24 protein-coding genes, 1 pseudogene and 1 riboswitch are annotated in these 21,889 nt (G+C 58.9%); of the genes and pseudogenes, 12 read left to right on the forward strand and 13 right to left on the reverse strand.

The window, feature by feature from the left end; all coding sequences use genetic code 11:
- Nucleotides 1-82 precede the first annotated feature (82 nt).
- Nucleotides 83-739, forward strand: coding sequence for a peroxiredoxin (locus tag QE453_RS16200; RefSeq protein ID WP_037092776.1), 657 nt, complete (start codon nucleotides 83-85; stop codon nucleotides 737-739).
- A gap of 50 nt (nucleotides 740-789) precedes the next feature.
- Here QE453_RS16200 and QE453_RS16205 read toward each other — a convergent pair whose 3' ends face one another.
- Nucleotides 790-1,242, reverse strand: a complete 453-nt coding sequence (locus QE453_RS16205) for a DUF5680 domain-containing protein (protein WP_113380611.1) — start codon at nucleotides 1,240-1,242, stop codon at nucleotides 790-792.
- Between the two features lie 162 nt (nucleotides 1,243-1,404).
- On the opposite strand from QE453_RS16205, the gene QE453_RS16210 reads away from it, so the two are divergent.
- From QE453_RS16210 to fghA, 3 genes are read left to right on the forward strand one after another with little or no spacing between them, the layout of a single operon-like run.
- Nucleotides 1,405-1,860 carry a YaiI/YqxD family protein gene (locus tag QE453_RS16210; protein WP_004441780.1) on the forward strand — a complete coding sequence of 152 codons (456 nt, stop codon included), beginning with the start codon at nucleotides 1,405-1,407 and terminating at the stop codon, nucleotides 1,858-1,860.
- Nucleotides 1,861-1,885: 25 nt separating this feature from the next.
- A complete protein-coding gene (locus tag QE453_RS16215) occupies nucleotides 1,886-2,545 on the forward strand; it encodes a DUF1345 domain-containing protein (RefSeq protein WP_309777460.1) in 660 nt (219 codons plus the stop codon).
- A gap of 28 nt (nucleotides 2,546-2,573) precedes the next feature.
- Complete coding sequence (fghA, locus tag QE453_RS16220; RefSeq protein WP_309777462.1) at nucleotides 2,574-3,407, forward strand: S-formylglutathione hydrolase; 834 nt, start codon at nucleotides 2,574-2,576, stop codon at nucleotides 3,405-3,407.
- 58 nt (nucleotides 3,408-3,465) lie between these two features.
- On the opposite strand, the gene QE453_RS16225 is transcribed toward fghA, so the two are convergent.
- The 6 genes from QE453_RS16225 to crcB all read right to left on the reverse strand — a co-directional run bounded on the left by QE453_RS16225 (nucleotide 3,466) and on the right by crcB (nucleotide 7,554).
- Nucleotides 3,466-3,855, reverse strand: coding sequence for a RidA family protein (locus QE453_RS16225; RefSeq protein WP_004441786.1), 390 nt, complete (start codon nucleotides 3,853-3,855; stop codon nucleotides 3,466-3,468).
- Between the two features lie 217 nt (nucleotides 3,856-4,072).
- On the reverse strand, nucleotides 4,073-4,561 hold the full coding sequence (locus tag QE453_RS16230) for a hypothetical protein (RefSeq protein ID WP_035208812.1): 489 nt from the start codon (nucleotides 4,559-4,561) through the stop codon (nucleotides 4,073-4,075).
- A gap of 60 nt (nucleotides 4,562-4,621) precedes the next feature.
- A complete protein-coding gene (locus QE453_RS16235; RefSeq protein ID WP_309777463.1) occupies nucleotides 4,622-5,416 on the reverse strand; it encodes an ATP12 family chaperone protein in 795 nt (264 codons plus the stop codon).
- 32 nt (nucleotides 5,417-5,448) lie between these two features.
- Nucleotides 5,449-6,114 (reverse strand): HAD family hydrolase, encoded by a 666-nt coding sequence (locus QE453_RS16240; RefSeq protein ID WP_112765804.1) that lies wholly within the window; start codon nucleotides 6,112-6,114, stop codon nucleotides 5,449-5,451.
- Nucleotides 6,115-6,120: 6 nt separating this feature from the next.
- The gene (locus tag QE453_RS16245; RefSeq protein ID WP_022556167.1) at nucleotides 6,121-7,110 is read right to left on the reverse strand and encodes an RluA family pseudouridine synthase; all 990 of its coding nucleotides are present in this window, start codon (nucleotides 7,108-7,110) and stop codon (nucleotides 6,121-6,123) included.
- Between the two features lie 66 nt (nucleotides 7,111-7,176).
- Complete coding sequence (gene crcB, locus QE453_RS16250; RefSeq protein WP_006697447.1) at nucleotides 7,177-7,554, reverse strand: fluoride efflux transporter CrcB; 378 nt, start codon at nucleotides 7,552-7,554, stop codon at nucleotides 7,177-7,179.
- A gap of 200 nt (nucleotides 7,555-7,754) precedes the next feature.
- On the opposite strand from crcB, the gene QE453_RS16255 reads away from it, so the two are divergent.
- Nucleotides 7,755-8,084 (forward strand): hypothetical protein, encoded by a 330-nt coding sequence (locus tag QE453_RS16255; RefSeq protein ID WP_022556168.1) that lies wholly within the window; start codon nucleotides 7,755-7,757, stop codon nucleotides 8,082-8,084.
- 212 nt (nucleotides 8,085-8,296) lie between these two features.
- Here the strand turns inward: QE453_RS16255 and QE453_RS16260 are convergent, their stop codons facing one another.
- Nucleotides 8,297-9,271, reverse strand: coding sequence for a copper chaperone PCu(A)C (locus QE453_RS16260; protein ID WP_112765806.1), 975 nt, complete (start codon nucleotides 9,269-9,271; stop codon nucleotides 8,297-8,299).
- Nucleotides 9,272-9,360: 89 nt separating this feature from the next.
- On the reverse strand, nucleotides 9,361-9,741 hold the full coding sequence (locus tag QE453_RS16265) for a hypothetical protein (RefSeq protein WP_309777466.1): 381 nt from the start codon (nucleotides 9,739-9,741) through the stop codon (nucleotides 9,361-9,363).
- Nucleotides 9,742-9,912: 171 nt separating this feature from the next.
- On the opposite strand from QE453_RS16265, the gene QE453_RS16270 reads away from it, so the two are divergent.
- The 6 genes from QE453_RS16270 (at nucleotide 9,913) to QE453_RS16295 (ending at nucleotide 16,672) form a co-directional block, all read left to right on the forward strand.
- Nucleotides 9,913-10,098 carry a DUF3008 family protein gene (locus tag QE453_RS16270; protein ID WP_006697443.1) on the forward strand — a complete coding sequence of 62 codons (186 nt, stop codon included), beginning with the start codon at nucleotides 9,913-9,915 and terminating at the stop codon, nucleotides 10,096-10,098.
- Between the two features lie 167 nt (nucleotides 10,099-10,265).
- A riboswitch (glycine riboswitch) is annotated at nucleotides 10,266-10,353 on the forward strand.
- Nucleotides 10,354-10,503: 150 nt separating this feature from the next.
- Nucleotides 10,504-11,643: a glycine cleavage system aminomethyltransferase GcvT gene (gene gcvT / locus QE453_RS16275; RefSeq protein WP_309777467.1), complete on the forward strand. Its 1,140-nt coding sequence runs from the start codon at nucleotides 10,504-10,506 to the stop codon at nucleotides 11,641-11,643.
- A gap of 27 nt (nucleotides 11,644-11,670) precedes the next feature.
- Nucleotides 11,671-12,033, forward strand: coding sequence for a glycine cleavage system protein GcvH (gene gcvH, locus QE453_RS16280; protein WP_004441817.1), 363 nt, complete (start codon nucleotides 11,671-11,673; stop codon nucleotides 12,031-12,033).
- Nucleotides 12,033-14,897, forward strand: a complete 2,865-nt coding sequence (gene gcvP / locus QE453_RS16285) for an aminomethyl-transferring glycine dehydrogenase (protein ID WP_113380608.1) — start codon at nucleotides 12,033-12,035, stop codon at nucleotides 14,895-14,897. The genes gcvH and gcvP overlap by 1 nt, the downstream gene beginning before the upstream one ends.
- Before the next feature lie 247 nt (nucleotides 14,898-15,144).
- Nucleotides 15,145-15,702, forward strand: coding sequence for a fasciclin domain-containing protein (locus QE453_RS16290; RefSeq protein ID WP_034498907.1), 558 nt, complete (start codon nucleotides 15,145-15,147; stop codon nucleotides 15,700-15,702).
- Nucleotides 15,703-15,868: 166 nt separating this feature from the next.
- Nucleotides 15,869-16,672 (forward strand): endonuclease/exonuclease/phosphatase family protein, encoded by an 804-nt coding sequence (locus tag QE453_RS16295; protein ID WP_244404977.1) that lies wholly within the window; start codon nucleotides 15,869-15,871, stop codon nucleotides 16,670-16,672.
- 28 nt (nucleotides 16,673-16,700) lie between these two features.
- Here QE453_RS16295 and QE453_RS16300 read toward each other — a convergent pair whose 3' ends face one another.
- Nucleotides 16,701-17,204, reverse strand: a complete 504-nt coding sequence (locus QE453_RS16300; RefSeq protein WP_004441826.1) for a hypothetical protein — start codon at nucleotides 17,202-17,204, stop codon at nucleotides 16,701-16,703.
- A gap of 193 nt (nucleotides 17,205-17,397) precedes the next feature.
- On the opposite strand from QE453_RS16300, the gene QE453_RS16305 reads away from it, so the two are divergent.
- Nucleotides 17,398-18,684 carry an MFS transporter gene (locus tag QE453_RS16305; protein ID WP_004441829.1) on the forward strand — a complete coding sequence of 429 codons (1,287 nt, stop codon included), beginning with the start codon at nucleotides 17,398-17,400 and terminating at the stop codon, nucleotides 18,682-18,684.
- Between the two features lie 56 nt (nucleotides 18,685-18,740).
- Here QE453_RS16305 and QE453_RS16310 read toward each other — a convergent pair whose 3' ends face one another.
- From QE453_RS16310 to QE453_RS16320, 3 genes and pseudogenes are all read right to left on the reverse strand, one after another.
- Nucleotides 18,741-19,553, reverse strand: coding sequence for a ferredoxin--NADP reductase (locus QE453_RS16310; protein WP_022556175.1), 813 nt, complete (start codon nucleotides 19,551-19,553; stop codon nucleotides 18,741-18,743).
- A 146-nt stretch (nucleotides 19,554-19,699) separates the two neighbouring features.
- Nucleotides 19,700-20,206, reverse strand: a complete 507-nt coding sequence (locus tag QE453_RS16315; RefSeq protein WP_006697437.1) for a DUF934 domain-containing protein — start codon at nucleotides 20,204-20,206, stop codon at nucleotides 19,700-19,702.
- A 10-nt stretch (nucleotides 20,207-20,216) separates the two neighbouring features.
- Nucleotides 20,217-21,888, reverse strand: a pseudogene (locus tag QE453_RS16320) (nitrite/sulfite reductase).
- Nucleotide 21,889: the final 1 nt, after the last annotated feature.

Genomic DNA, 21,889 nt, shown 5'->3' on the forward strand with positions numbered 1-21,889 from the left:
GCAAAAACTCTAAGCTCCTGCGCTGGAGACGGATTGCCGCACCATCAGTTTTCAGTTCAAATGATTAGGGAGAAAGCACCAGATGAGCCTGCGTATCAACGATATAGCGCCCGACTTCACCGCCGAGACCACCCATGGTCCGATAAGCTTTCACGACTGGATCGGCGACGGCTGGGCGGTCCTGTTTTCGCATCCGAAGAATTTTACGCCGGTCTGCACCACCGAACTCGGCGCCATGGGCGGCCTGCAGCCGGAATTCGAAAAGCGCGGTGTGAAGATCATCGGTATCTCGGTCGATCCCGTCGAAAGCCATGAAAAATGGAAGAACGACATCCGCACCGCCACTGGCTTCAATGTCGATTATCCACTGATCGGCGACAAGGACCTGAAGGTCGCGAAGCTTTACGACATGCTGCCGGCCGGCGCCGGCGACAGCTCGGAAGGCCGCACACCGGCCGATAACGCCACCGTACGCTCGGTCTTCGTCATCGGTCCTGACAAGAAGATCAAGCTGGTCCTCACCTACCCCATGACCACCGGCCGCAACTTCGAGGAGATTCTCCGCGCCATCGATTCCATCCAGCTGACCTCGAAACACCAGGTGGCGACGCCAGCCAACTGGAAGCAAGGCGAAGACGTCATCATTACCGCCGCCGTCTCCAATGAGGATGCGATTGCGCGTTTTGGTTCCTATGACACGGTTCTTCCCTATCTGCGCAAGACGAAGCAGCCGGGCTAATTTGAAGCCTGATGGGGCGGCGAAACATCATCGCCCCATCATCGCAATTTTCATGGCTTTATGATCCCGCCATGATAGTCGAGCCGGTACGCCTCGAAATGTCCGAGATAAATGCGCTCGACGCCGGTGAACGACTGGAATTCGCCTGCATTCGTGTCGACATAGACCAAATTCTCCACCGGGTGCGTGAAGCCGCCCAGAAACCGCCCTTCCCGATAGAGCGTGGAAAGCGAACGTTGAATGACCATGCCGGCCGTTGTGGCGTCGATCATATCGGGCCGTAGGATGCGGCCGTGATAGTTCATCGCCCACATGGCTGTCCCCCGGTGCCAGACGACCTCTTGACCGATGAAATCGGTTCCGCCGAAATAGCTGTCGATATAGTGCCAGTCTCCGTCGCGATAGCCAAGATCATGCGATCCCGTGCGAGTGGGCGTGGCGGATTTGTTGCCCCCGCCAACATATGTGGCGGACTTGGCCCTCACTATGAACTCTTCCAGCATGGAACCCTCTTGGGAAAGAACATAAAGGGAACATAATTCATTTCCGGATCCTTCGCAAGCGCCACGCCCTGCCCTTGCCTCGCCCGCAATTTACCAATCGCGGGCTTGGTAATCGCAGCATTTGCGCTTAGAAGCGTGGCAGAACGATCCAAAAGAGTGTCCATGCAGCAAAATCCGCAAATTTACGTCGATGCCGATGCCTGTCCAGTGAAGCCGGAAATCCTCAGGGTCGCGGAGCGGCATGGGCTGGAGGTAACCTTTGTTGCCAATTCCGGTCTGCGCCCGTCCCGCGACCCCATGGTCAGAAATGTCATTGTTTCCGCCGGTTTCGACGCGGCGGACGACTGGATTGCCGATCATGCCGGCGAGAACGATATCGTCGTTACCGCCGATGTGCCGCTGGCCGGACGCTGTGTCGCCAAAGGCGCACTGGTGACGGGTCCGACGGGCCGCGTTTTCGACCAGTCGAATATCGGCATGGCAACGGCGATGCGAGACCTTGGTGCACATCTGCGCGAAACCGGTGAAAGCAAGGGCTATAATGCCGCTTTTTCGCCACGCGATCGATCCGCTTTTCTGGAGACCCTTGACCGTTTCTGCCGCCGTGTCAAAAAGTGATGCCGCAAGCAGAAAGGCCCAACCCATGACCCCGGCCAGCTCCAACAGCAATACCTATCGCCGCCATCAACCTTTTTTCATCGCCGTTCTTGTCGGGGCTTCCGGCCTCGGTATTGCATTGGCTCTCGCGCCTTCCGTGGCAATAGAAATCGCGGCAGTTTCTTTCTTCCTGACCTATCTGACGCTGGTTGCCTTTCGTCTTTCCAAATTGACGGCGCAGCATCTGAAAGCCCATGCCGACAGCGACGATCTCCCCGCAATTGCCATCATCGCCGTGACGCTGCTGGCAGTGACCGTCGCCGTGGCGTCCCTTTTTCAGGCGCTAAACCATACCGGTGAAACCGTCTGGACGCTGGTCATCGCTTTCGCCTCGGTGATTTTCGGCTGGTTGACCATCCACACCATGACGGCCCTGCACTACGCGCATCTTTACTGGCGTCCGCACACGGTCGACGGCAAGCGCCAGCATCGCGGCGGCATGGACTTCCCCGCGACCAAAGAGCCCTGCGGTTACGACTTTCTCTATTTCGCCGTGGTGATCGGCATGACGGCGCAGACCTCGGACGTGGGTGTGACCACGACCGCCATGCGCAAGGTCACGTTGCTGCACTCCATCGTCTCTTTCTTCTTCAACACGGTTCTGGTAGCGGCAGCCGTCAATGCCGCAGTCTCGCTTGCCGGTTGAACCGGGATTTTTTCAAAGGAATGGCTTCATGAACATTATTTCGCAAAATACGGCCTTTGGTGGCATGCAGGGCGTATTTTCCCATGTATCCGAGACCCTGAAATGCGAGATGACCTTTGCGGTTTACGTACCGCCGAAGGCAATCCACGAGCCATGCCCCGTCCTGTGGTATCTCTCCGGCCTCACCTGCACCCACGCCAATGTCATGGAGAAGGGCGAATATCGCCGCATGGCTTCCGAACTTGGTCTTATCGTCGTGTGCCCCGACACCAGTCCGCGCGGCAATGACGTACCGGATGAACTGACCAACTGGCAGATGGGCAAAGGCGCGGGATTTTACATCGACGCGACCGAGGAACCTTGGTCGGAGCACTACCGGATGTACAGCTACGTGACGGAGGAGTTGCCTGCACTGGTAGGCCAGCATTTCCGCGCCGATATGAGCCGTCAGGGCATTTTCGGCCACTCCATGGGCGGCCACGGCGCGATGACCATCGCCCTGAAAAACCCCGAACGGTTCAAAAGCTGCTCCGCTTTCGCGCCGATCGTGGCTCCCTCTTCCGCTGACTGGTCGGAACCGGCGCTGGAAAAATATCTGGGACCGGACCGGGCGGCATGGCGTCAATACGACGCCTGCTCACTGGTGGAGGACGGTGCGCGTTTTCCCGAATTCCTGATCGATCAGGGCAAGGCCGATAGTTTCCTGGAAAAGGGCCTGCGGCCATGGCTGTTCGAAGAGGCAATCAGAGGCACGGATATCGGCCTGACGCTGCGCCTGCACGACCGCTACGATCACTCCTATTATTTCATCTCCACCTTCATGGACGATCATCTGAAATGGCATGCCGAACGGCTCGGATAAGCCGCGAATACAAAGCGGGCGGCGCCTGCGAACGCCGCCCCTTTAGGCCGACCGCACCTTACGGGATGCGGGCGATCACCTTGATCTCGAAATCGAAGCCCGCAAGCCAGTTGACGCCGACGGCGGTCCAGTTCGGATAAGGCTGTTTGCTGAAAATCTCCTGCTTAACGGCCATGATCGTTCCGAACTGGTTCTGCGGGTCGGTATGGAACGTCGTCACGTCGACAATGTCGTCGAACGTGCATCCCGCGGCCTTGAGCGTGGCCGCGAGATTTTCGAAAGCAAGCCGAACCTGACGCTCAAAGTCGGGTTCGGGCGTTCCGTCGGCACGGCTGCCGACCTGACCGGAAACGAAAAGAAGGTCACCCGACCGAATTGCCGCGGAGTAACCGTGCTGTTCGTAAAGCGCGTGCCTGTCTGCGGGAAAAATTGCCTCGCGTTTGCTCATCTTGCATCTCTCTTTTTGGCTGAGTGGCGTCGGAAGAAGAACTCCGGACGCCCAATTCACATACGTTGCGTATGTGAGATAGTAACCTACACGACGCATGTCAATTGAGATACGTGACGTATGTCAATATCGAGACGCACTTTGTCAAAGCAGAAGATGGTTTCCGGCGATGGCGCGCGGATGACTGCCGCAGTCCCGCTCACGCCTTTGGTCCAATCTATGGAAACAGCGCCGTCGCCAGCGTGGTCGGACCCGGCCGGTTCAATCTGAATTCGCGGATCACCCGCTCGGCAACGCCATAAGCAAGCTCCTGTTCTAAAGCCTCGTCATCGAAGCTTACGACGGTGGCGGTGAATTTGGCTTCGGCGATCACCTCGCCCGTGGCCACGGCGGCGGCCCGCACGATGACCTTGGCGGAGGCCTTTTCACCGAAAAGGAAGGGACCGCGTGTGACGGATGCAAGGCGGATGGTCAGCACCACGCGCGGTCGGGTCTCTCCCCGTGCTGTGGTCTTAATCGCATTCTGAACCTGCGCATGAATGGACTGCATCAGCGCCGGCGCCACATCCGGTCGTGCTGCAACAAACGCGCCGCGCACGTCGTAAAGCAGCCGATCCGCACTGGTCGCTTCCGGTTCAAGCCTGAAAGACATGAGCATGAAACACGCCAGCACAATGATGCCAAGGCGTTTCAGCATGGTTGTCATGATCTGTGGCTCCCCTTACGTGAGGTAGCCTGATGATCGTCGATCAGGGTTAGAAAAGCGTTAAGATGCGCTCGTCAGAGACTCCAGAACATTGACCGCGGCACGCATGTCGATGAGACGGACGGCCCGGCGCTCCAGCGCCTCCTCATCCTCACCCCATTGTTCCGCAGTCCAGTCTTCATCCAGATGGGCAAGCGCCCAGGCTTCCTCAAGCCTCAGCTCTCCTTCCGCCAGCGCCAGCGCCAGAATGGCAGACCCTGTCAGCGACGTCATGGTATGGAGTGCCGCGAGCGCGATCGATGTATCGTATTTTTTCAGCGTCACTGCAAAGGCGGCGATGGCCTCCCGCGGCTGGTCGCGATGCATGACGCCCTCCACCAGAATGAAGCGCGCGCCAAGTACATTGGCCGCCCAGTCGAGCACGGGATCCCAATGGTCCGTCTGGCGCGCGACCAACGCTTCCGGTTCACCAGCGCGGTAGCAGAGGAGATCGGAGGAGGAAAACCGCAATATATCCTCGAAAACCGCCTGCGTATCAATGGCGACGCCGTCGATGGCCGTGTTCACGTGGCGCGACACCGGCATGACAACCGGATTGACGACCTCGGTCTGGGCGTCCCATTCATCGCGAAGCAATTCCGCGAGCGACCTCGACGGCACGACCAACGGCTTCTTGGCGGGGGTGCGCAACGGCTTACCGTCGAGAAGGATGGTGAAGCCTTCCTCCGCCGCCTCGCCGACCGTCACATCCTTGTAGAACCGCTTGGGCAGCGGTTTCTGCATCTGGATCTGCGCGCGCAAGATCGGATCGGGGTGGCTCAGGCCTTCCGAAAGGTCGTTCAGGAGATCACGCATGGCACATCCTCATCGGTCGGTAGAAAGGATAATTAAGGATTATCGGTCGGAACATAGACCGGGATTTCACGCGGGTGGCTGACGACCGCATCGGCGCCCGCCGTCCAGAGTTCGTCGACGGACGCATAACCCCAGGCGACGCCGATCGCTTTTGCGCCCGCAGCTTTTGCCATCTGCATATCATAGACCGCGTCGCCGATAACGACAGTATCGGCCGGAACCATGCCGGTTTCATGGCAGCATTCCCTCACCATGGCCGGATGCGGCTTGGAAGGGCAATCATCCGCCGTGCGCGAGACAATGAAGTGCCTGGCAAATCCATGGGTTTCGAGAATGTGGGTCAGCCCGCGCCTCCCCTTGCCCGTCACCGCACCGATCAGCACGTCATCTCGCCTTGAAAGGGTGTCGATCAGCGGGGCGATGCCCTCGAAAAGCGGCTCGATCATCCCCGGACGTGCACGGATCGGATGGTAGATTTCCTTATAACGCTGGGTCATCGCCTGAACCTCGTCATCCACATGCGCCTTGCCGAGCATGCGGGCGATGGCGATATCCAGCGTCAGACCGATGATCGCCTTGGTTTCGGAGATATCGGGGCGCGGCTTGCCAAAATCGGCGAACGTATCGGCCATGACCGCATGGATCAGGCCCGCGCTGTCCACCAGCGTTCCGTCGCAATCGAAAAGAACCAGTTTCATCTGCCGTCAGTCTTCCCTATCGCCATCGGCCACGTCGAGACCGAGCAGGTTCCAGGTCTGTACCATATGTGGCGGCAGGGGTGCGCTGACCCGAAGCCGGCCGCCATTCGGATGCGGAATGTCGATATGGCGCGCATGCAGATGCAGGCGCTTCTGGATGCCGCCGGGAAAATCCCAGTTTGGATCGTCGATGTAATATTTGGGATCGCCGATGATCGGGTGCCCCATATGCAGCGCGTGCACGCGAAGCTGATGGGTGCGGCCGGTATAGGGCTCCATTTCCAGCCAGGCGAGGTTCTGCGCGGCGGTATCGATGACGCGGTAATAGGACACGGCGTGATCGGCGCCCTCCTCGCCATGCTTGGCGATGCGCATGCGGTCTCCGTCGATCGTCTGTTCCTTGACCAGCCAGGTGGAAATCTTGTCCTGGTGCTTCCGCGGCACGCCTTTGACGAGCGCCCAATAGGTTTTCTTGGTGTCGCGTTCGCGGAAGGCGGCGGTCAGTTTTTGCGCGGCACCTCTGGTACGGGCAACCACCAGCACACCCGACGTATCACGATCCAGCCGGTGCACGAGACGCGGCTTTTCGCCCTTCTGGTTGGTCCAGGCTTCCAGCAAGCCGTCAATGTGCCGGGTCACCCCCGAACCGCCCTGAACGGCGATGCCAGCAGGCTTATTGAAAACGAACACCTTGTCGTCTTCATGCAGCAGCATTCGTGCCAACAGCTCGCCATCGGCGGAATGTTTGAGGTCCTTCGAGCCGATCGGACCGCTCTTGGTCTTCATATCGGAATCGACCGGCGGCACGCGCACCATCTGTCCCGGCTGCACCCGCGCGTCCGTCTTCACCCGGCCGCCATCCACACGCACCTGGCCGGATCGCAGCAGCTTCTGCAACTGCCCGAACCCAAGCCCCGGATAGTGAATCTTGAACCAGCGATCGAGGCGCATACCGGCCTCGTCGGCCTCGACCTTGATATGCTCGATACCTGCCATAAATTTTCCAGTCTCTCTGTCCTGATCGCGCAGCCGTTTCTTCGGCGCGCCGTTTGGATCAAGCCTTTAGAACAAGTTGCGGCCCAAGGCCAGCCCGGCGAAAACCGCAGCGATGGAAACCGAAAGGCTCGCAAGAACGTAAACGGCAGAAAGGCCGAGCGCGCCGCGTTCAAAAAGCGAGACAGCATCGAGCGAAAAAGATGAAAACGTCGTGAAACCGCCGAGCACGCCGGTCACGAGAAAAAGACGCATTTCCATCGAGGCATTCAGACGTCGCGCCACGAGCTCCACCAGGAGACCGATCAGAAAAGAACCCACCACGTTGACCGTAAGCGTTCCCCAGGGGAAATTCACCCCCGCCAGCCGGACGCTCCAGACGCCGACCAGATAACGGAAGACGGAACCGATTGCGCCGCCCGCTGCGACGAGGACTATATTGATCATGCATTTATCTCCGGAGGGAACGGCCGGACCTCACGGTCCGCTTAGATTTCTAGACCACGTAAACCGCCTGCGAAACCCTTGGCCGGGCACTGCCAGCTGTTAAAATACGATTAAATTGCGCCTCCGCGATTTAGCCTTCCAACAACACGCAGATGCTAACCTGCGGTTTTTGAAGGTCGGCAACGATGGCCGGAGGTTGGATGACACAGGTTCTTTCCGTTTCTGCGAACACGGCAGCCTATGCGCTGGAGGCTGTAAAACCGTCACAGCGCGTGCCGCGCCGGAGCGAGGTCGAAGAGGCCATTCACGAACTCGCGCGCAAGGCCGAGAACAGCGACGACTTCCAGCTTCGCGGCATGATGACTGTGATCAAGCCACCAGCCCTCACCCTCTATTTCCTGACCGTCGCCAGCCAGCATCAGGAACCGCAGGCGACGCTTGAGCAGGCCGTGGAGGCATACGAGGAAAACAACCTCCCCCAAAAAGCAGATGATATTCTTTTGAATCAGGATGATAGACAGACATCCTGATGTCGCTTGTTAGATTTCAACCCTGTCGTTGCGGGAGTGGCATTCAGCTTGGTGTCAGGTTGAGTTTCTAGATATCTACACCCGGCTTCCGGAAATCACCAAAAGCGAGCGTCATCCGTTTTCCGCCGCGGCGCCGAAACAATAGACCGGACAAATGAGAAATCTTGCGGCTACCGGACCTGTCACGCGTTCCGGTAGCCGCTTTTCATTGGTCAATTATGTTGATGGTCGCCGCCGCCCTTGGCAGCTCCCGCAGACAGTATGACGTCGACCTTCCCGGCTTTTTCGAAGATCAGCGTTACCGGCACTTTGTCTCCTTCGGCAAAGGGCTTCTTCACGTCGAAGAACATCATGTGCAGGCCGCCGGGTTTCAATTCCACGGTCTGACCGGCGGGGATGACGATGCCCTCATCCAGCTTGCGCATCTTCATCACGTCATTGACCATGGCCATTTCATGGATTTCAGCGCGTCCGGCGGCAGACGATTCGACTCCGATCAGCTTGTCGTCGCTATCGCCGCCATTCTTGATCGTCACATAACCGCCACCGACGGGCTGGCCCGGCAACATGGCCTTCGTCGCGCCGCCAGACACTTCGAGATTGCCAGCCTTCACGACATCCATATCCATGCTCATACCCGCGTGATCGTGGCCGCCCGCATGGGCTTTGGCGGTGACCTTGATGGTCGGCGCCGGATTTTTCAGCGAGTGGGGATCGACACCAGCTGCAGCCACTTCATCCCAGGAAACCTTGCCCTTGTCGCCGCAAAGCTGTGTCACCTTGAAGGGTAGTTCCTGCCCCACCTCGACGCCGGAAACCTTCCCCTGCACGGCAAAGGTATCGTAGAATTCGTCCGGAAGATTGCCGCCCTTCCAGCGAATTTCGACTGGCCCGCTTTTGATCTCCTTGCCGTGATTTTTATAGGCCTTCCGGTAATCGCCCTTGATGACCTCCAGCTCCCAGCCGGCCTTCGGCTGCGGCTTGGCGGAAATGAAGCCCTCCGGCAGCTTGATCTGCACTTCCGTCGTGGCAAGCCCGCCTTCGCAACCGTGCGGCACCTGAAGAGCGGCGACGACAGTGCTTTCCTGTTCGGCCGAGCCGTCAACGAAGGTGGCGTGGGCAAAAGCCTGCGCGGTGGAAACCGCGGCGATAAAAAGGGTCGATGTGATGATCTTGGTGGTTTTCATTTGTCTGTCCCTGCGACTGCCAGCCTTTCGGGTTCAAGCAGCCGTTTCTTGCCACCGGTTCGGCGGCGATGATCCTGTAAGATGAAAAATCAGGCGGACAAGGCTGGCGGGCCGCGTGCGACCGGTTTGCGGATCGTCGGGACGGGATGGAAACGCCAATCGGTGGACGGGCGGTTCTCAAGCCAGGCAAATTCGGTCTTCAGCCAGCTTTCCGTGTCGGGGACCGGCAGAAGAATGGACGAGGCCAGCAGGCAGGCCTCGCAAAACAGGATCGCGTCGCCCGAATGGGCGGGCCCCTCCTTGGCATGCGAGGCATTCACCCCGCCGCCATGCCCGAGGCAGATCTCCGCAAAGGTGCCATCAGGCAGCCGGTAGCTCTCATCGAGCGCGACTGCGGGGGCTGCGGCAAGCGCCGGCCTGTGGGCAAAACCGAGCGACAGCATCAGGGTTGCACAGAAAATGCGAAGCATTTTCTCGATCCCCGTCAGCCGTCTTTTTCGATGTGCGCCCATGATCTCATGCGATATAGCGCTTCCCTTCGATTTCAAAGGGGAATTTTGCCGCAGGCTTGACGTGTATGAGGAACAATCGCCGCAAGGCGGCATTTTCCTGCAACACGGATCGTTTAAGGGAGACATGACATGCCTGCCAAATCGAAAGCCCAGCAGAAAGCTGCGGGTGCAGCACTCGCCGCCAAAAGGGGCGAAACGAAGAAATCCAGTTTAAAAGGTGCTTCAAAAAGCATGGAGAAGTCCATGACGGAAAAGGAACTTGAGGATTTTGCCTCAACGAAACGCAAGGGTCTGCCGGCAAAAAAATCGGAATGACGGCGTCTTTCCACCGCCATTCCCATTCGTTGGAATGATGACGGAACGACAATATCAAAACGTCGTTGCGAGAGAGATGAGGGATGATGGCGCAGATGGAGCAAGAATCTGTTCAGATGCGTCATTTGGTCCTTGCCAATAGCGGGTCTTCGAAGATAATGAGCGTCGCATCATCGTTGGGAGAAACCGCTTCAATGCGGTGCCGAAGGAGCAACCGCCCCGGAAACTCTCAGGCAAAAGGACCAGCGATGACGACGGAACTCTGGAGAGAAGCCACCTTTCATAAGGACGGCTCGCCGAAGGGATAACAATCTCAGGCGACAAGGACAGAGGGGGCTCTTGAACCGGCGCATCTGCGCCACGACCTGAGCCCGCGCGATTGCTCGCGCAACCCTGGAGGCGTCCTTGGACGATACCGCCGCGCTGAAAACCACGCCGCTTCATTCCCTGCACCTGTCGCTTGGCGCCCGCATGGTGCCATTCGCCGGTTACGACATGCCCGTGCAATATCCGGCCGGCGTTTTAAAGGAGCATCTTCAAACCCGCACCTCAGCCGGCCTCTTTGACGTCTCCCATATGGGTCAGGTGATTGTGAAGGCAAAGTCCGGCAACAACTCAGATGCCGCACAGGCACTGGAAAAGCTGGTGCCGGTGGATATTCTCGGCCTCAAGGAAGGCCGCCAGCGCTACGGTTTCTTCACCGACGACAAGGGCTGCATTCTTGATGATCTGATGATCACCAATCGCGGCGATCACCTTTTCGTCGTCGTCAACGCGGCCTGCAAGGATGCCGACGTCGCCCATATGAAGGCGCATCTTTCAGACAGCTGCGAAATCACCCTTCTCGAGGACCGCGCCTTGATCGCGCTGCAGGGCCCCCGCGCCGAGGAGGTACTGGCCGAACTCTGGACGAGCGTTTCCGAGATGAAATTCATGGACGTGCAGGAGGTGCCGCTGCACGATGTTGCCTGCATCGTCTCCCGCTCCGGTTACTCCGGTGAAGACGGCTTTGAAATTTCCGTGCCGGCAGACAAGGCAGAAGAGATCGCCAGGGCCTTGCTCGAACATCCCGATTGCGAAGCCATCGGACTTGGCGCGCGTGACAGCCTGCGCCTGGAAGCAGGCCTTTGCCTTTACGGTAATGACATCGACACCACGACCTCCCCCATCGAAGCATCGCTGGAATGGGCGATCCAGAAGGCGCGCCGTGCCGGCGGTGATCGCGAAGGCGGTTTCCCGGGCGCGGAACGCATTCTTGGTGAACTGAAGGACGGTACATCGCGCCGCCGCGTCGGCCTGAAGCCCGAGGGCAAGGCACCGGTTCGTGGCCATTCGAAGCTTTTTGCGGATGCTGAAGGCAAGACGGAAATCGGCGAAGTCACCTCGGGTGGTTTCGGTCCTTCGGTCGAAGGCCCCGTCGCCATGGGTTACGTGCCTGTTTCTTACGCCGCTCCCGGCACTGCGATCTTCGCGGAAGTGCGCGGCAAATATCTGCCCGTCACCGTCGCCGCCCTGCCCTTCATCAAGCCCACCTACAAACGATAATTTCATCCCATCTCCGGAGAGAACACGATGCTGAAATTTACTGCAGAACACGAATGGCTGAAGTTCGAAGGCGATGTCGCCACCGTTGGCATTACCAGCCACGCCGCTGAACAGCTCGGCGATCTCGTTTTCGTCGAATTGCCGGAAGTGGGTGCCACCTTCTCCAAGGATGGAGAAGCCGCAACCGTTGAATCCGTCAAGGCGGCTTCCGATGTCTATTGTCCGCTGGATGGCGAAGTGGTCGAGATCAACCAGGCCATCGTCGACGACCCCTCGCTGGTCAATTCCGATCCTCAAGGCGCCGGCTGGTTCTTCAAGCTCAAGCTTTCCAACGTTGCAGATGCCGATACGCTGCTCGACGAGGCAGCCTACAAGGAGCTGATCGCGTAATGACGACGCCCACCGAATTCCATTTCACCGACTATCAGCCCTATGACTTCGCCAACCGGCGTCACATCGGGCCGTCGCCGTCGGAAATGGCCGAGATGCTGAAGGTCGTCGGCTATAAGAGCCTCGACGCGCTCATCGACGCCACCGTTCCCTCCTCCATCCGTCAAAAAGTGCCTCTCACCTGGGGTGCGGCCTTGACCGAACGTGAGGCGCTGGATCGTCTTCGCGAGACGGCCAACAAGAACCAGGTCCTGACCTCGCTGATAGGTCAGGGCTATTACGGCACCATCACGCCGCCGGTCATCCAGCGCAACATTCTGGAAAACCCGGCCTGGTACACGGCCTATACGCCATACCAGCCGGAAATCAGCCAGGGCCGACTTGAGGCGCTGCTGAACTACCAGACCATGGTCTGCGATCTGACCGGCCTTGACGTCGCCAACGCCTCGCTGCTCGATGAAGCGACTGCGGCCGCCGAAGCCATGGCCATGTGCCAGCGCGTCGCGAAATCCAAGGCGACCGCCTTCTTCGTGGATGCCAATTGCCATCCGCAGACCATCGCGCTGATCGAGACCCGTGCGGCCCCGCTCGGCTGGAAGGTGATTGTCGGCAACCCCTTCACCGATCTCGATCCGGTCGACGTGTTTGGCGCGATCTTCCAGTATCCCGGCACGCACGGACATGTCAGCGATTTCTCCGGCCTGATTTCCCGCCTGCATCAGACGGGCGCGATTGCCGCCGTCGCCGCCGATCTTCTGGCCCTGACGCTGCTGAAATCTCCCGGCGAAATGGGCGCTGACATCGCCATCGGCACCTCGCAGCGCTTTGGCGTTCCGGTCGGCTACGGCGGTCCGCATGCCGCTTACATGGCCGTCAAGGATGCGCATAAGCGCTCCATGCCGGGCCGTCTCGTCGGCGTCTCGGTCGATGCGCGCGGCAACCGCGCCTATCGCCTGTCGCTGCAGACCCGCGAGCAGCATATTCGCCGTGAGAAGGCCACCTCCAACATCTGCACGGCGCAGGTGCTGCTGGCAGTCATGGCTTCGATGTACGGCGTCTTCCATGGCCCGCAGGGCATCAAGGCGATTGCCCAGCAGACCCACCAGAAGGCCGTGCTGATGGCCAAGGGACTGGAAAAGCTCGGTTACACCATCGAGCCGGAGACCTTCTTCGACACGATCACCGTCGAAGTCGGCCATATGCAGGGCGTTATCCTGCGTTCGGCCGTCGCGGAAGGGGTGAACCTGCGCAAGGTCGGCGCCACCAAGATCGGCATGAGCCTTGACGAGCGTACGCGCCCGGCAACGCTGGAAGCCGTCTGGCGCGCTTTCGGCGGCAATTTCTCGGTCTCGGATTTCACGCCGGACTATCGCCTGCCGAAGGAGCTGCTGCGTACCAGCCAGTACATGACGCATCCGATCTTCCACATGAACCGTGCCGAAAGCGAGATGACGCGCTACATCCGCCGTCTTTCGGACCGCGATCTGGCGCTCGACCGCTCGATGATCCCGCTCGGTTCCTGCACCATGAAACTCAATGCAACGGCAGAGATGCTGCCGATCACCTGGCCGGAATTTTCCGACATCCATCCCTTCGTACCGGCCAATCAGGCACTCGGTTACAAGGAGATGATCGACGATCTCTCCGAAAAGCTGTGCTCGGTCACAGGTTACGACGCCTTCTCCATGCAGCCGAATTCCGGTGCGCAAGGCGAGTATGCTGGGCTTTTGACCATCCGCAATTATCACCTCGCCAATGGCGGGACACACCGTGATGTCTGCCTCATTCCGACCTCGGCGCATGGCACCAATCCTGCCTCGGCGCAGATGGTGGGCATGAAGGTGGTGCCGGTGAAAGTGCGGGACAACGGTGATATCGATATTGATGATTTCCGTGCGAAAGCAGAGCAGTACGCCGAAAACCTCTCATGCTGCATGATCACCTATCCGTCCACTCACGGCGTGTTCGAGGAGACGGTTCGCGAGATCTGCGAGATCACCCACAAGCATGGCGGTCAGGTGTATCTTGATGGCGCGAACATGAACGCCATGGTGGGCCTTGCCCGTCCCGGCGATATCGGCTCCGACGTTTCGCACCTTAACCTGCACAAGACCTTCTGCATTCCGCACGGTGGCGGTGGTCCGGGCATGGGGCCGATCGGCGTCAAGGCGCATCTTGCCCCTTACCTGCCCGGCCATCCGGCGACCGATGGCCGCGAGGGTGCGGTGTCTGCCGCCCCGTTCGGTTCGCCGTCCATCCTGCCCATTTCCTGGAGCTACTGCCTGATGATGGGCGGCGAAGGGCTGACGCAGGCAACCAAGGTTGCGATCCTCAACGCCAACTACATCGCCGAGCGGCTGAAGGGTGCTTATGACGTGCTCTACAAATCCGAAACGGGACGCGTGGCACATGAATGCATTATCGACACCCGCCCGCTGGCAGACAGCTGCGGCGTGACTGTCGATGACGTGGCCAAGCGCCTGATCGACTGCGGTTTCCACGCGCCGACCATGAGCTGGCCGGTTGCCGGCACGCTGATGATCGAGCCGACGGAATCCGAGACCAAGGCGGAACTCGACCGGTTCTGCGATGCCATGCTGGCCATCCGCGAGGAAGCCCGCGACATCGAGGAAGGCCGCGCGGACAAGACGAACAATCCGCTCAAGAACGCGCCCCATACGGTCGAGGACCTCGTCGGCGATTGGGACCGTCCTTATAGCCGCGAAAAGGGATGCTTCCCGCCCGGCGCATTCCGCATCGACAAATACTGGTCGCCGGTCAACCGCATCGACAATGTCTATGGCGACCGCAACCTCATCTGCACCTGCCCGCCGATGGAGGCCTATGCCGAGGCGGCCGAATAAGCTGTCCTTCGTTCGAGCCAGAAAGCCCGGAGCGATCCGGGCTTTTTCGTTTTCCGTCCCGTCGCAGGACGAACCCTCGGCGTTTGCGCGCCGGGACCATGTTTTAAATCAGCCATTTATCTTTTTTTCCGGCTCGCCTGAAACTTTGCGAGACCGGCTTCCGTCTCTTGTGTCGCTACGGATAACCGATAGCGGCCGCTGGAAGAGCCACCTTTCGGGGCCTTGGATGTCACAAGGAGGAATAATGATGTACAAGCTTTCCGTTCGCGCCCTGACGCTGGCTGCAGCTCTTTCCATCGGCACGGTTTCGGCCTATGCCGCGAACCCCAAGGTGGGCGGCGCGGCGATGTTCGAGGACAAGAACATCGTTGAAAATGCGGTGAACTCGAAAGACCACACGACCCTCGTCGCCGCGGTAAAGGCCGCCGGACTTGTGGAAACACTTCAGGGCAAAGGACCGTTTACGGTTTTTGCACCCACCGACGAGGCTTTCGCGGCCCTTCCGAAAGGCGCGGTCGACGATCTTCTGAAGCCAGAGAACAAGCAGAAGCTGGTCAAGGTTCTCACCTGCCACGTCGTTGCAGCCAATGCACTGTCATCCGCCATCGAAAAAATGATCAAGGATGACAAGGGCGAGCACGACGTGAAGACGGTCGGCGGCTGCGTACTCAAGGCAAAAGAAAGCATGGGAAAAATCACACTTACCGATGAGAATGGCACGGTCGCCCATGTCACCATCGCTGATGTTAAACAATCCAACGGCGTCATACATGTCATAGACAAGGTGCTGCTGCCGAAAATGTAAGGCAGCGCCGCAGCGCCAATCTGGGCTCGAACGACTAAGGCCCGAAGCAATTCGGGCCTTCCTCATTCAGGTGGGCGTAATCCCGACCGTGAAAAAGAACGGGGTGTGATTGATCTTCATCGCTTCCATGCTAAATCGGATCACACAATCAAGCGATGGAGTGTGCATGCGCCTTATCTGCCTGAACGGTTGGGGCGGAAAGCTCCACGACGAACTCTTACCTTATATCTCCCTGTCCGACCCGGATATCTTGTGCCTGCAGGAAGTGGTGCATACGCCCGCTGCCCAAGAGGATTGGTTGACCTATCGTGATCACGGCATCGAGCTTCCGCAGAGAGCGAATTTCCTCCGCGATGTCGCCGATGCCCTGCCGGATCATGTCGCGATATTCTGCCCCGCGGCGCAGGGTGATCTCTGGCACGGTACGACTAGATATTTTTCCCAATGGGGACTGGCCACATTCGTTCGCAAGTCCATCGCCATCGTTGCCCAGGCGCAGGGCTTCGTCCATGGGACCTTTTCTGCGGACGGATATGGCGATCATCCACGGTCACGCACCGGCCATGCCATCAGGGTTTTCGACTTTGCCACCGGACAGCCGGCTGTCATTGCCCATATGCACGGGTTACGCGACCTCGACGGCAAACACGATACCGCCGCCCGCCTGGCGCAGGCAAAACGACTTGTGAACCTCGTCAAGAACATTGCGGAGGATGGCGACCGGGTCATCGTTTGCGGCGATTTTAATGTCCTGCCCGACAGCGAAACCTTTACCGTGTTGAATGAACTCAATCTTGTCGAGCTCGTCACGACCCGCGGTTTCACAGATACCAGAACCTCACATTACGCCAAGCAGAACAGATATGCCGACTACCTGCTGGTCAATCCGGCTGTGAAAGTTGATCATTTCGACGTCGTTATGCAGCCCGAAGTCTCGGATCATTGCCCGTTGCTGCTTGAATTCAGCTGAAGAAGTGGAGATGCTATGCCTAAGCTCTTCAACGCACCAACTGGATGTCGCTCGTCACCACTGTCTTGCCGGTCCTGCCGTCCTTATCGGTCGTGCGCAGCCGCAAGCCGTTGGCACCGACCTTTTCGATGGTCATGGCGGCAACGCGGTCGCCGTTGATATCGCGGTTCCATCGCACCGTCAGATTGATGGCGTTTCCTTTTCTTGTGCCCGATAGTGCGGACGGCCGACCGGAAGGGCCCGTATAGGCGCCGCTATAGCGCCCGCCCTTCTCCGAGAGATCGGCTGCGATCGCGCGCCTTACCACCAGAAGACCGCGGCAAGTGCCGGACATGTTGAGTGACGATGATCCCGCGTTGGAATTCAGCGTGCAGCTGACGTTAATGGGCGGTGTGCCGATCCGGGTAATTACGGTTCCCTTTCCCGCCCACGTGCCCTTCAGCGAGGAGAGAAAAGCGCCCTCGTCCGCGTAAGCAGGCTGGGTCGCGAGCAATCCGACCGAAAATAAAACTGCAAGAGCCTTGATCTTCATGGCGATTATCCGTTTTTCCACGAAGCCTAACTCACAAATGCCGTTAAACGTTCCTCCAGCGAATCCCGCAACGGGCAAAAATATCGGAACAACCCTGCTGATGTCGTGCCAATGCAACCAAATGCGGGCACAGATGTTTCTCGCCAGCCTCGATCAATTTTTCGATTCCCTGCATATTTCTCGGAGTATTTTCATGACGACTGTAGGCGTTGCGGCACCACACGGCCGCCTTCCTTCCGGCGGCCTGCCGCATAGCGGTGGCATCTCGGATCGCACGCTTTTTGCCCTCGCTGCACTGAATTTCTTTCTCGCCGACGCCCGCGACGGTCTCGGGCCGTTTCTGGATGCATTTCTGGCGACACGGGGCTGGTCTTCGATCTCGCTGGGCATGATCGCCACGGTCGGCGGCCTTGTGGGTCTGCTCGCCACGCCGCTTTGTGGCGCCCTGGTAGATGGAACGACGTGGAAAAGGACGCTGATTGCCATACCCGTCGTCCTCGTGACCATCGGCGCGCTGATCACCTTGATCTTTCCCGATGTTTGGATCGTCTGGACCGGCCAGATCATGACGGCCGTCGTCGGCGCCGTGGTCGGCCCGGCGCTTGCCGGCCTCACGCTCGGCCTTGTCGGCGAGCGCCTGTTTTCCCATCAGATTTCGCGCAACGAGTTCTGGAACCACGGCGGCAATTTCGCATCGCTCTTCGCGACTTATGTCGTCGTCACTTTCTTCGGCATGGACGGCATCATCGGCCTGATGCTGCTGACCGCTGCGGGTGCTCTGGTCGCGACGGCGGCCATCGACCCCGAACGCATCGACCACAAGGTGGCGCGCGGCCTTGGCGAAGACAGGGGCGAACCCGGTCCATCCGGCATCGCGGTCTTGCTGCAGGAACGCGGACTTATCTTTCTGGCCATCATCCTGCTCGTCTTCCACTTCGGCAACGCGCCGATGGGCCGGTTGATCGCGCAGGATTTCGCCATCGAACTTCAGACACCCTTCCGCACCACTGCGATCATTACCGGCGTCGCGCAATTTGCAATGATTTTCGTCGCCGCCATGGCCCCTTGGCTGATACGACGTTTCGGTCTCTCAACCGTCTTTATCATCGCGCTCGTCGCACTGCCGATCCGCGGCGTTCTCGCTTCCGCCTTTACGGACTTCTGGGTCATTTTCCCCGTCCAGTTTCTGGACGGTGTCGGAGCGGGGCTGCTCGGTATAGTCACGCCGGTTGCGGTGGAGAGAATTTTGAAGGGCACGGGCCGCTTTAATGTCGGTCTTGCCAGCGTCATGATGGTTCAAGGCATCGGCGCGTCATTCAGCAATGTCGTCGCAGGTTGGCTGGTGACGAAGGGCGGTTATTCACTGTCGCACCTTGTCGGCGGCGGCATTGCGGCAATCGCCATCGGGCTTTTCCTGCTCTATCGTAACGAGATAGCGCCTAAACAGAATAATGATGGCCTGTCTCAAGGAAGGCAGTAACGGCGCAAAGAAAAGGAGGCCATCTGGCCTCCTTACATGTCGTAGACCGTGTTCCGTCAGCCGACGAAAGCGCGTTCGATCACGAATTCGGCAGGCTTGTTGTTGGCGCCTTCGGTAAGACCGGCATTCTCAAGCAGTTCCTTGGTATCCTTGAGCATCGCCGAGGAACCGCAGATCATGCCGCGGTCAATGGCCGGATCGAGCGCGGGTACGCCGAGATCGGAAAACAGCTTGCCGTTTTCGATCAGCGTGGTGATGCGGCCCTTGAAAGGATAATCTTCGCGGGTCACCGTCGCATAATGCTTTAGCTTGTCGCCGACAATCTCGCTGAGGAACTCGTGGTTCTTGATTTCTTCGACCAGATCGAAACCGTATTTCAGCTCGGCCACATCGCGGCAGGTATGGGTGAGGATGACCTCTTCGAACTTCTCATAGGTCTCGGGATCGCGGATCAGGCTCGCGAAAGGCGCAATGCCGGTGCCGGTGGAGAACATGTAAAGCCGTCTGCCGGGCGTTAGCGCATCGAGAACCAGCGTGCCTGTCGGCTTCTTGCGCATCAAAACGGTATCGCCAGGCTTTATCGCCTGAAGATGGGAGGTCAGCGGACCATCCGGGACCTTGATCGAGAAAAATTCCAACTCCTCGTCCCAGGCGGGGCTGGCGATGGAATAGGCGCGATAGATCGGCTTGTCGCCGACCATCAGGCCGATCATGGCGAATTCGCCGGAACGAAAACGGAAGCCGGCCGGACGCGTCATGCGGAAACGGAACAGATGATCCGTATAATGTTCCACCGACAAAACCGTCTCGGCATAAACACCATCGGGTATCTTGATCGCGAAATCTTCCGTCTTGGCTGGCGCGTTCATTTAGGTTCCGTCCATTCTATTCGATGAGCGACATTCTCCGACCGGGCAATTATACCATTTCTGCTCCGGTTTGAAGGCATGAGAATGTCAATACTGCCATGTGCGTAGGAAATATGTATCAGAAACTCATATTTCCGTGCAACGTGTCACAGAGACGCACGCCGACGCCAGCTATAAGCCTCGCCGTCGCTCGCAGGCCTGGCCGTCGGCTGGTAATAGACCGGAATTTCCGGCAGGCGATTTTCGGACAGGCGGCGGATCGCCGTACCATTCGTCACCGCAAAGCTTGTGAAGCCGGTACGCAGCATGAGCGGCACCTGATCGATCAGCACGTCGCCAATCGCCCTCACCTCGCCTGTGAAACCGAGGCGGCTGCGCAGCAGCGACGCGTGGCTGAAACCACGGCCGTCATTGAAGGCCGGGAAACTCACGGCGACAAGCTCGATACGGTCGAGATAAGGTTCCAGCCGGGTCACATCATCGGCCGGCGCAATCAGCACCCCGAGACCGATATCGTTGCTTTCGGCCGCACGAACCAGAAAATCGGCAAGCGGCAGCACGGGCTTCTGCTCAGCCACCGCTTTTAATTCTTCCGTTTCGATCACCCAGGGATCGTTCTCCACGAAGCCGTCGCGGGTCCAGATTTTCGTCATGACATTCTCCTCAGGCGGCTTCGGCGGCGGAACCGTAGAGCGCATCCTTGAACGGTTGCGGCCCGACGCGGCGATAGGCTTCAAGGAAATTTTCTTCCTTTGAAAGACGAAGCCCGAGATAGGTGTCGACGATGGTCTCAACCGCGTCGGTCACCTTTTCCGGTTCGAAGCCGCGACCGATGATCTCACCGATCGAGGTGTTTTCGTCACCCGATCCGCCAAGCGTGATCTGGTAGAGTTCCGCACCCTTCTTTTCCACGCCCAGCAGCCCGATATGACCGACATGGTGGTGGCCGCAGGCGTTGATACAGCCGGAAATCTTGATCTTCAGCTCACCAATTTCCGCCTGACGCTCCGGCGAACCGAAGCGGGTGGAAATTTCCTGCGCCACCGGAATGGAGCGCGCATTGGCAAGCGCGCAATAATCCAGCCCGGGACAGGCAATGATATCGGTGATGAGCCCGGCATTGGCGGTCGCAAGACCCGCGCCTGCAAGTGCACGATAAACCGGCTCGAGGTCAGCCAGCGCCACATGCGGCAGGATGATGTTCTGCTCATGGCTGATGCGGATTTCGTCGAAGGCATATTCCGCGGCAATATCGGCGACCAGCTCCATCTGCTCATCCGTCGCGTCGCCCGGAATGCCACCGATCGGCTTCAGCGAGATCGTTACCATGCCGTAGTCCGGATGCTTGTGCGGGGCGACGTTCTGCTCGACAAAACGGGCAAAGCCCTCGTCGGCCCGCTTCCAGCGCGCCAGGCTTTCCCAGCCTTCCGGCCGGTCCTTCAGCGCCGGCGGCGCGAAATAGGCGGTGATGGCGGCGATATCGGCATCCGGCAGCTTCAATTCGGAGTTCTTGAGTTCCGCAAATTCGACCTCGACCTGACGGGCCAGTTCTTCCGCACCCGTCTCATGCACGAGGATCTTGATGCGCGCCTTGTATTTGTTGTCGCGACGGCCATGCAGGTTATAAACCCCGCATCACGGCCGTGGTATAGGACAGGAGATCTTCTTCCGGCAGGAAGTCGCGGATCTTCTTGGCGATCATCGGCGTGCGCCCCTGTCCACCACCGACATAAACGGCAAAGCCAATCTCGCCCTTGTCGTTCTTTTTCAGATGCAGGCCAATATCGTGAACCTGAATGGCCGCACGATCGCGTTCGGCACCCGTCACTGCAATCTTGAACTTGCGCGGCAGGAACGAAAATTCCGGATGCACGGAAGACCATTGGCGCAGGATCTCGGCATAAGGACGCGGATCAGCAACCTCGTCGGCCGCAGCGCCAGCGAAATGATCCGCCGTGACGTTGCGAATGCAGTTGCCAGAGGTCTGCAGCGCGTGCATTTCCACGCTTGCCAGTTCGGAGAGGATATCCGGGGTGTCAGAGAGGCGCGGCCAGTTATACTGGATGTTCTGACGGGTGGTGAAATGGCCGTAACCCCGGTCGTATTTACGGGCAATATGCGCCAGCATCCGCATCTGCTTGGAATTCAGTGTACCGTAGGGAATGGCGACGCGCAGCATATAGGCGTGCAGCTGAAGATAGACACCATTCATCAGGCGCAATGGCTTGAATGCGTCCTCGGCCAGCTCACCGGATAGCCGGCGCTCAACCTGATCGCGAAACTGCGCCACGCGGCCTTCAACAAATGCGTGATCGAACTCGTCGTAACGGTACATA

It is taken from the genome of Agrobacterium sp. SORGH_AS_0440, assembly GCF_031453135.1.
Lineage (GTDB): Bacteria > Pseudomonadota > Alphaproteobacteria > Rhizobiales > Rhizobiaceae > Agrobacterium > Agrobacterium pusense.

Coding starts and splice junctions, on each gene's coding strand:
- QE453_RS16200 (WP_037092776.1), top strand. CDS start 83: ATGAGCCTGCGTATCAACGATATAGCGCCCGACTTCACCGCCGAGACC.
- QE453_RS16205 (WP_113380611.1), bottom strand. CDS start 1,242: ATGCTGGAAGAGTTCATAGTGAGGGCCAAGTCCGCCACATATGTTGGC.
- QE453_RS16210 (WP_004441780.1), top strand. CDS start 1,405: ATGCAGCAAAATCCGCAAATTTACGTCGATGCCGATGCCTGTCCAGTG.
- QE453_RS16215 (WP_309777460.1), top strand. CDS start 1,886: ATGACCCCGGCCAGCTCCAACAGCAATACCTATCGCCGCCATCAACCT.
- fghA (WP_309777462.1), top strand. CDS start 2,574: ATGAACATTATTTCGCAAAATACGGCCTTTGGTGGCATGCAGGGCGTA.
- QE453_RS16225 (WP_004441786.1), bottom strand. CDS start 3,855: ATGAGCAAACGCGAGGCAATTTTTCCCGCAGACAGGCACGCGCTTTAC.
- QE453_RS16230 (WP_035208812.1), bottom strand. CDS start 4,561: ATGACAACCATGCTGAAACGCCTTGGCATCATTGTGCTGGCGTGTTTC.
- QE453_RS16235 (WP_309777463.1), bottom strand. CDS start 5,416: ATGCGTGATCTCCTGAACGACCTTTCGGAAGGCCTGAGCCACCCCGAT.
- QE453_RS16240 (WP_112765804.1), bottom strand. CDS start 6,114: ATGAAACTGGTTCTTTTCGATTGCGACGGAACGCTGGTGGACAGCGCG.
- QE453_RS16245 (WP_022556167.1), bottom strand. CDS start 7,110: ATGGCAGGTATCGAGCATATCAAGGTCGAGGCCGACGAGGCCGGTATG.
- crcB (WP_006697447.1), bottom strand. CDS start 7,554: ATGATCAATATAGTCCTCGTCGCAGCGGGCGGCGCAATCGGTTCCGTC.
- QE453_RS16255 (WP_022556168.1), top strand. CDS start 7,755: ATGACACAGGTTCTTTCCGTTTCTGCGAACACGGCAGCCTATGCGCTG.
- QE453_RS16260 (WP_112765806.1), bottom strand. CDS start 9,271: ATGAAAACCACCAAGATCATCACATCGACCCTTTTTATCGCCGCGGTT.
- QE453_RS16265 (WP_309777466.1), bottom strand. CDS start 9,741: ATGCTTCGCATTTTCTGTGCAACCCTGATGCTGTCGCTCGGTTTTGCC.
- QE453_RS16270 (WP_006697443.1), top strand. CDS start 9,913: ATGCCTGCCAAATCGAAAGCCCAGCAGAAAGCTGCGGGTGCAGCACTC.
- gcvH (WP_004441817.1), top strand. CDS start 11,671: ATGCTGAAATTTACTGCAGAACACGAATGGCTGAAGTTCGAAGGCGAT.
- gcvP (WP_113380608.1), top strand. CDS start 12,033: ATGACGACGCCCACCGAATTCCATTTCACCGACTATCAGCCCTATGAC.
- QE453_RS16290 (WP_034498907.1), top strand. CDS start 15,145: ATGTACAAGCTTTCCGTTCGCGCCCTGACGCTGGCTGCAGCTCTTTCC.
- QE453_RS16295 (WP_244404977.1), top strand. CDS start 15,869: ATGCGCCTTATCTGCCTGAACGGTTGGGGCGGAAAGCTCCACGACGAA.
- QE453_RS16300 (WP_004441826.1), bottom strand. CDS start 17,204: ATGAAGATCAAGGCTCTTGCAGTTTTATTTTCGGTCGGATTGCTCGCG.
- QE453_RS16305 (WP_004441829.1), top strand. CDS start 17,398: ATGACGACTGTAGGCGTTGCGGCACCACACGGCCGCCTTCCTTCCGGC.
- QE453_RS16310 (WP_022556175.1), bottom strand. CDS start 19,553: ATGAACGCGCCAGCCAAGACGGAAGATTTCGCGATCAAGATACCCGAT.
- QE453_RS16315 (WP_006697437.1), bottom strand. CDS start 20,206: ATGACGAAAATCTGGACCCGCGACGGCTTCGTGGAGAACGATCCCTGG.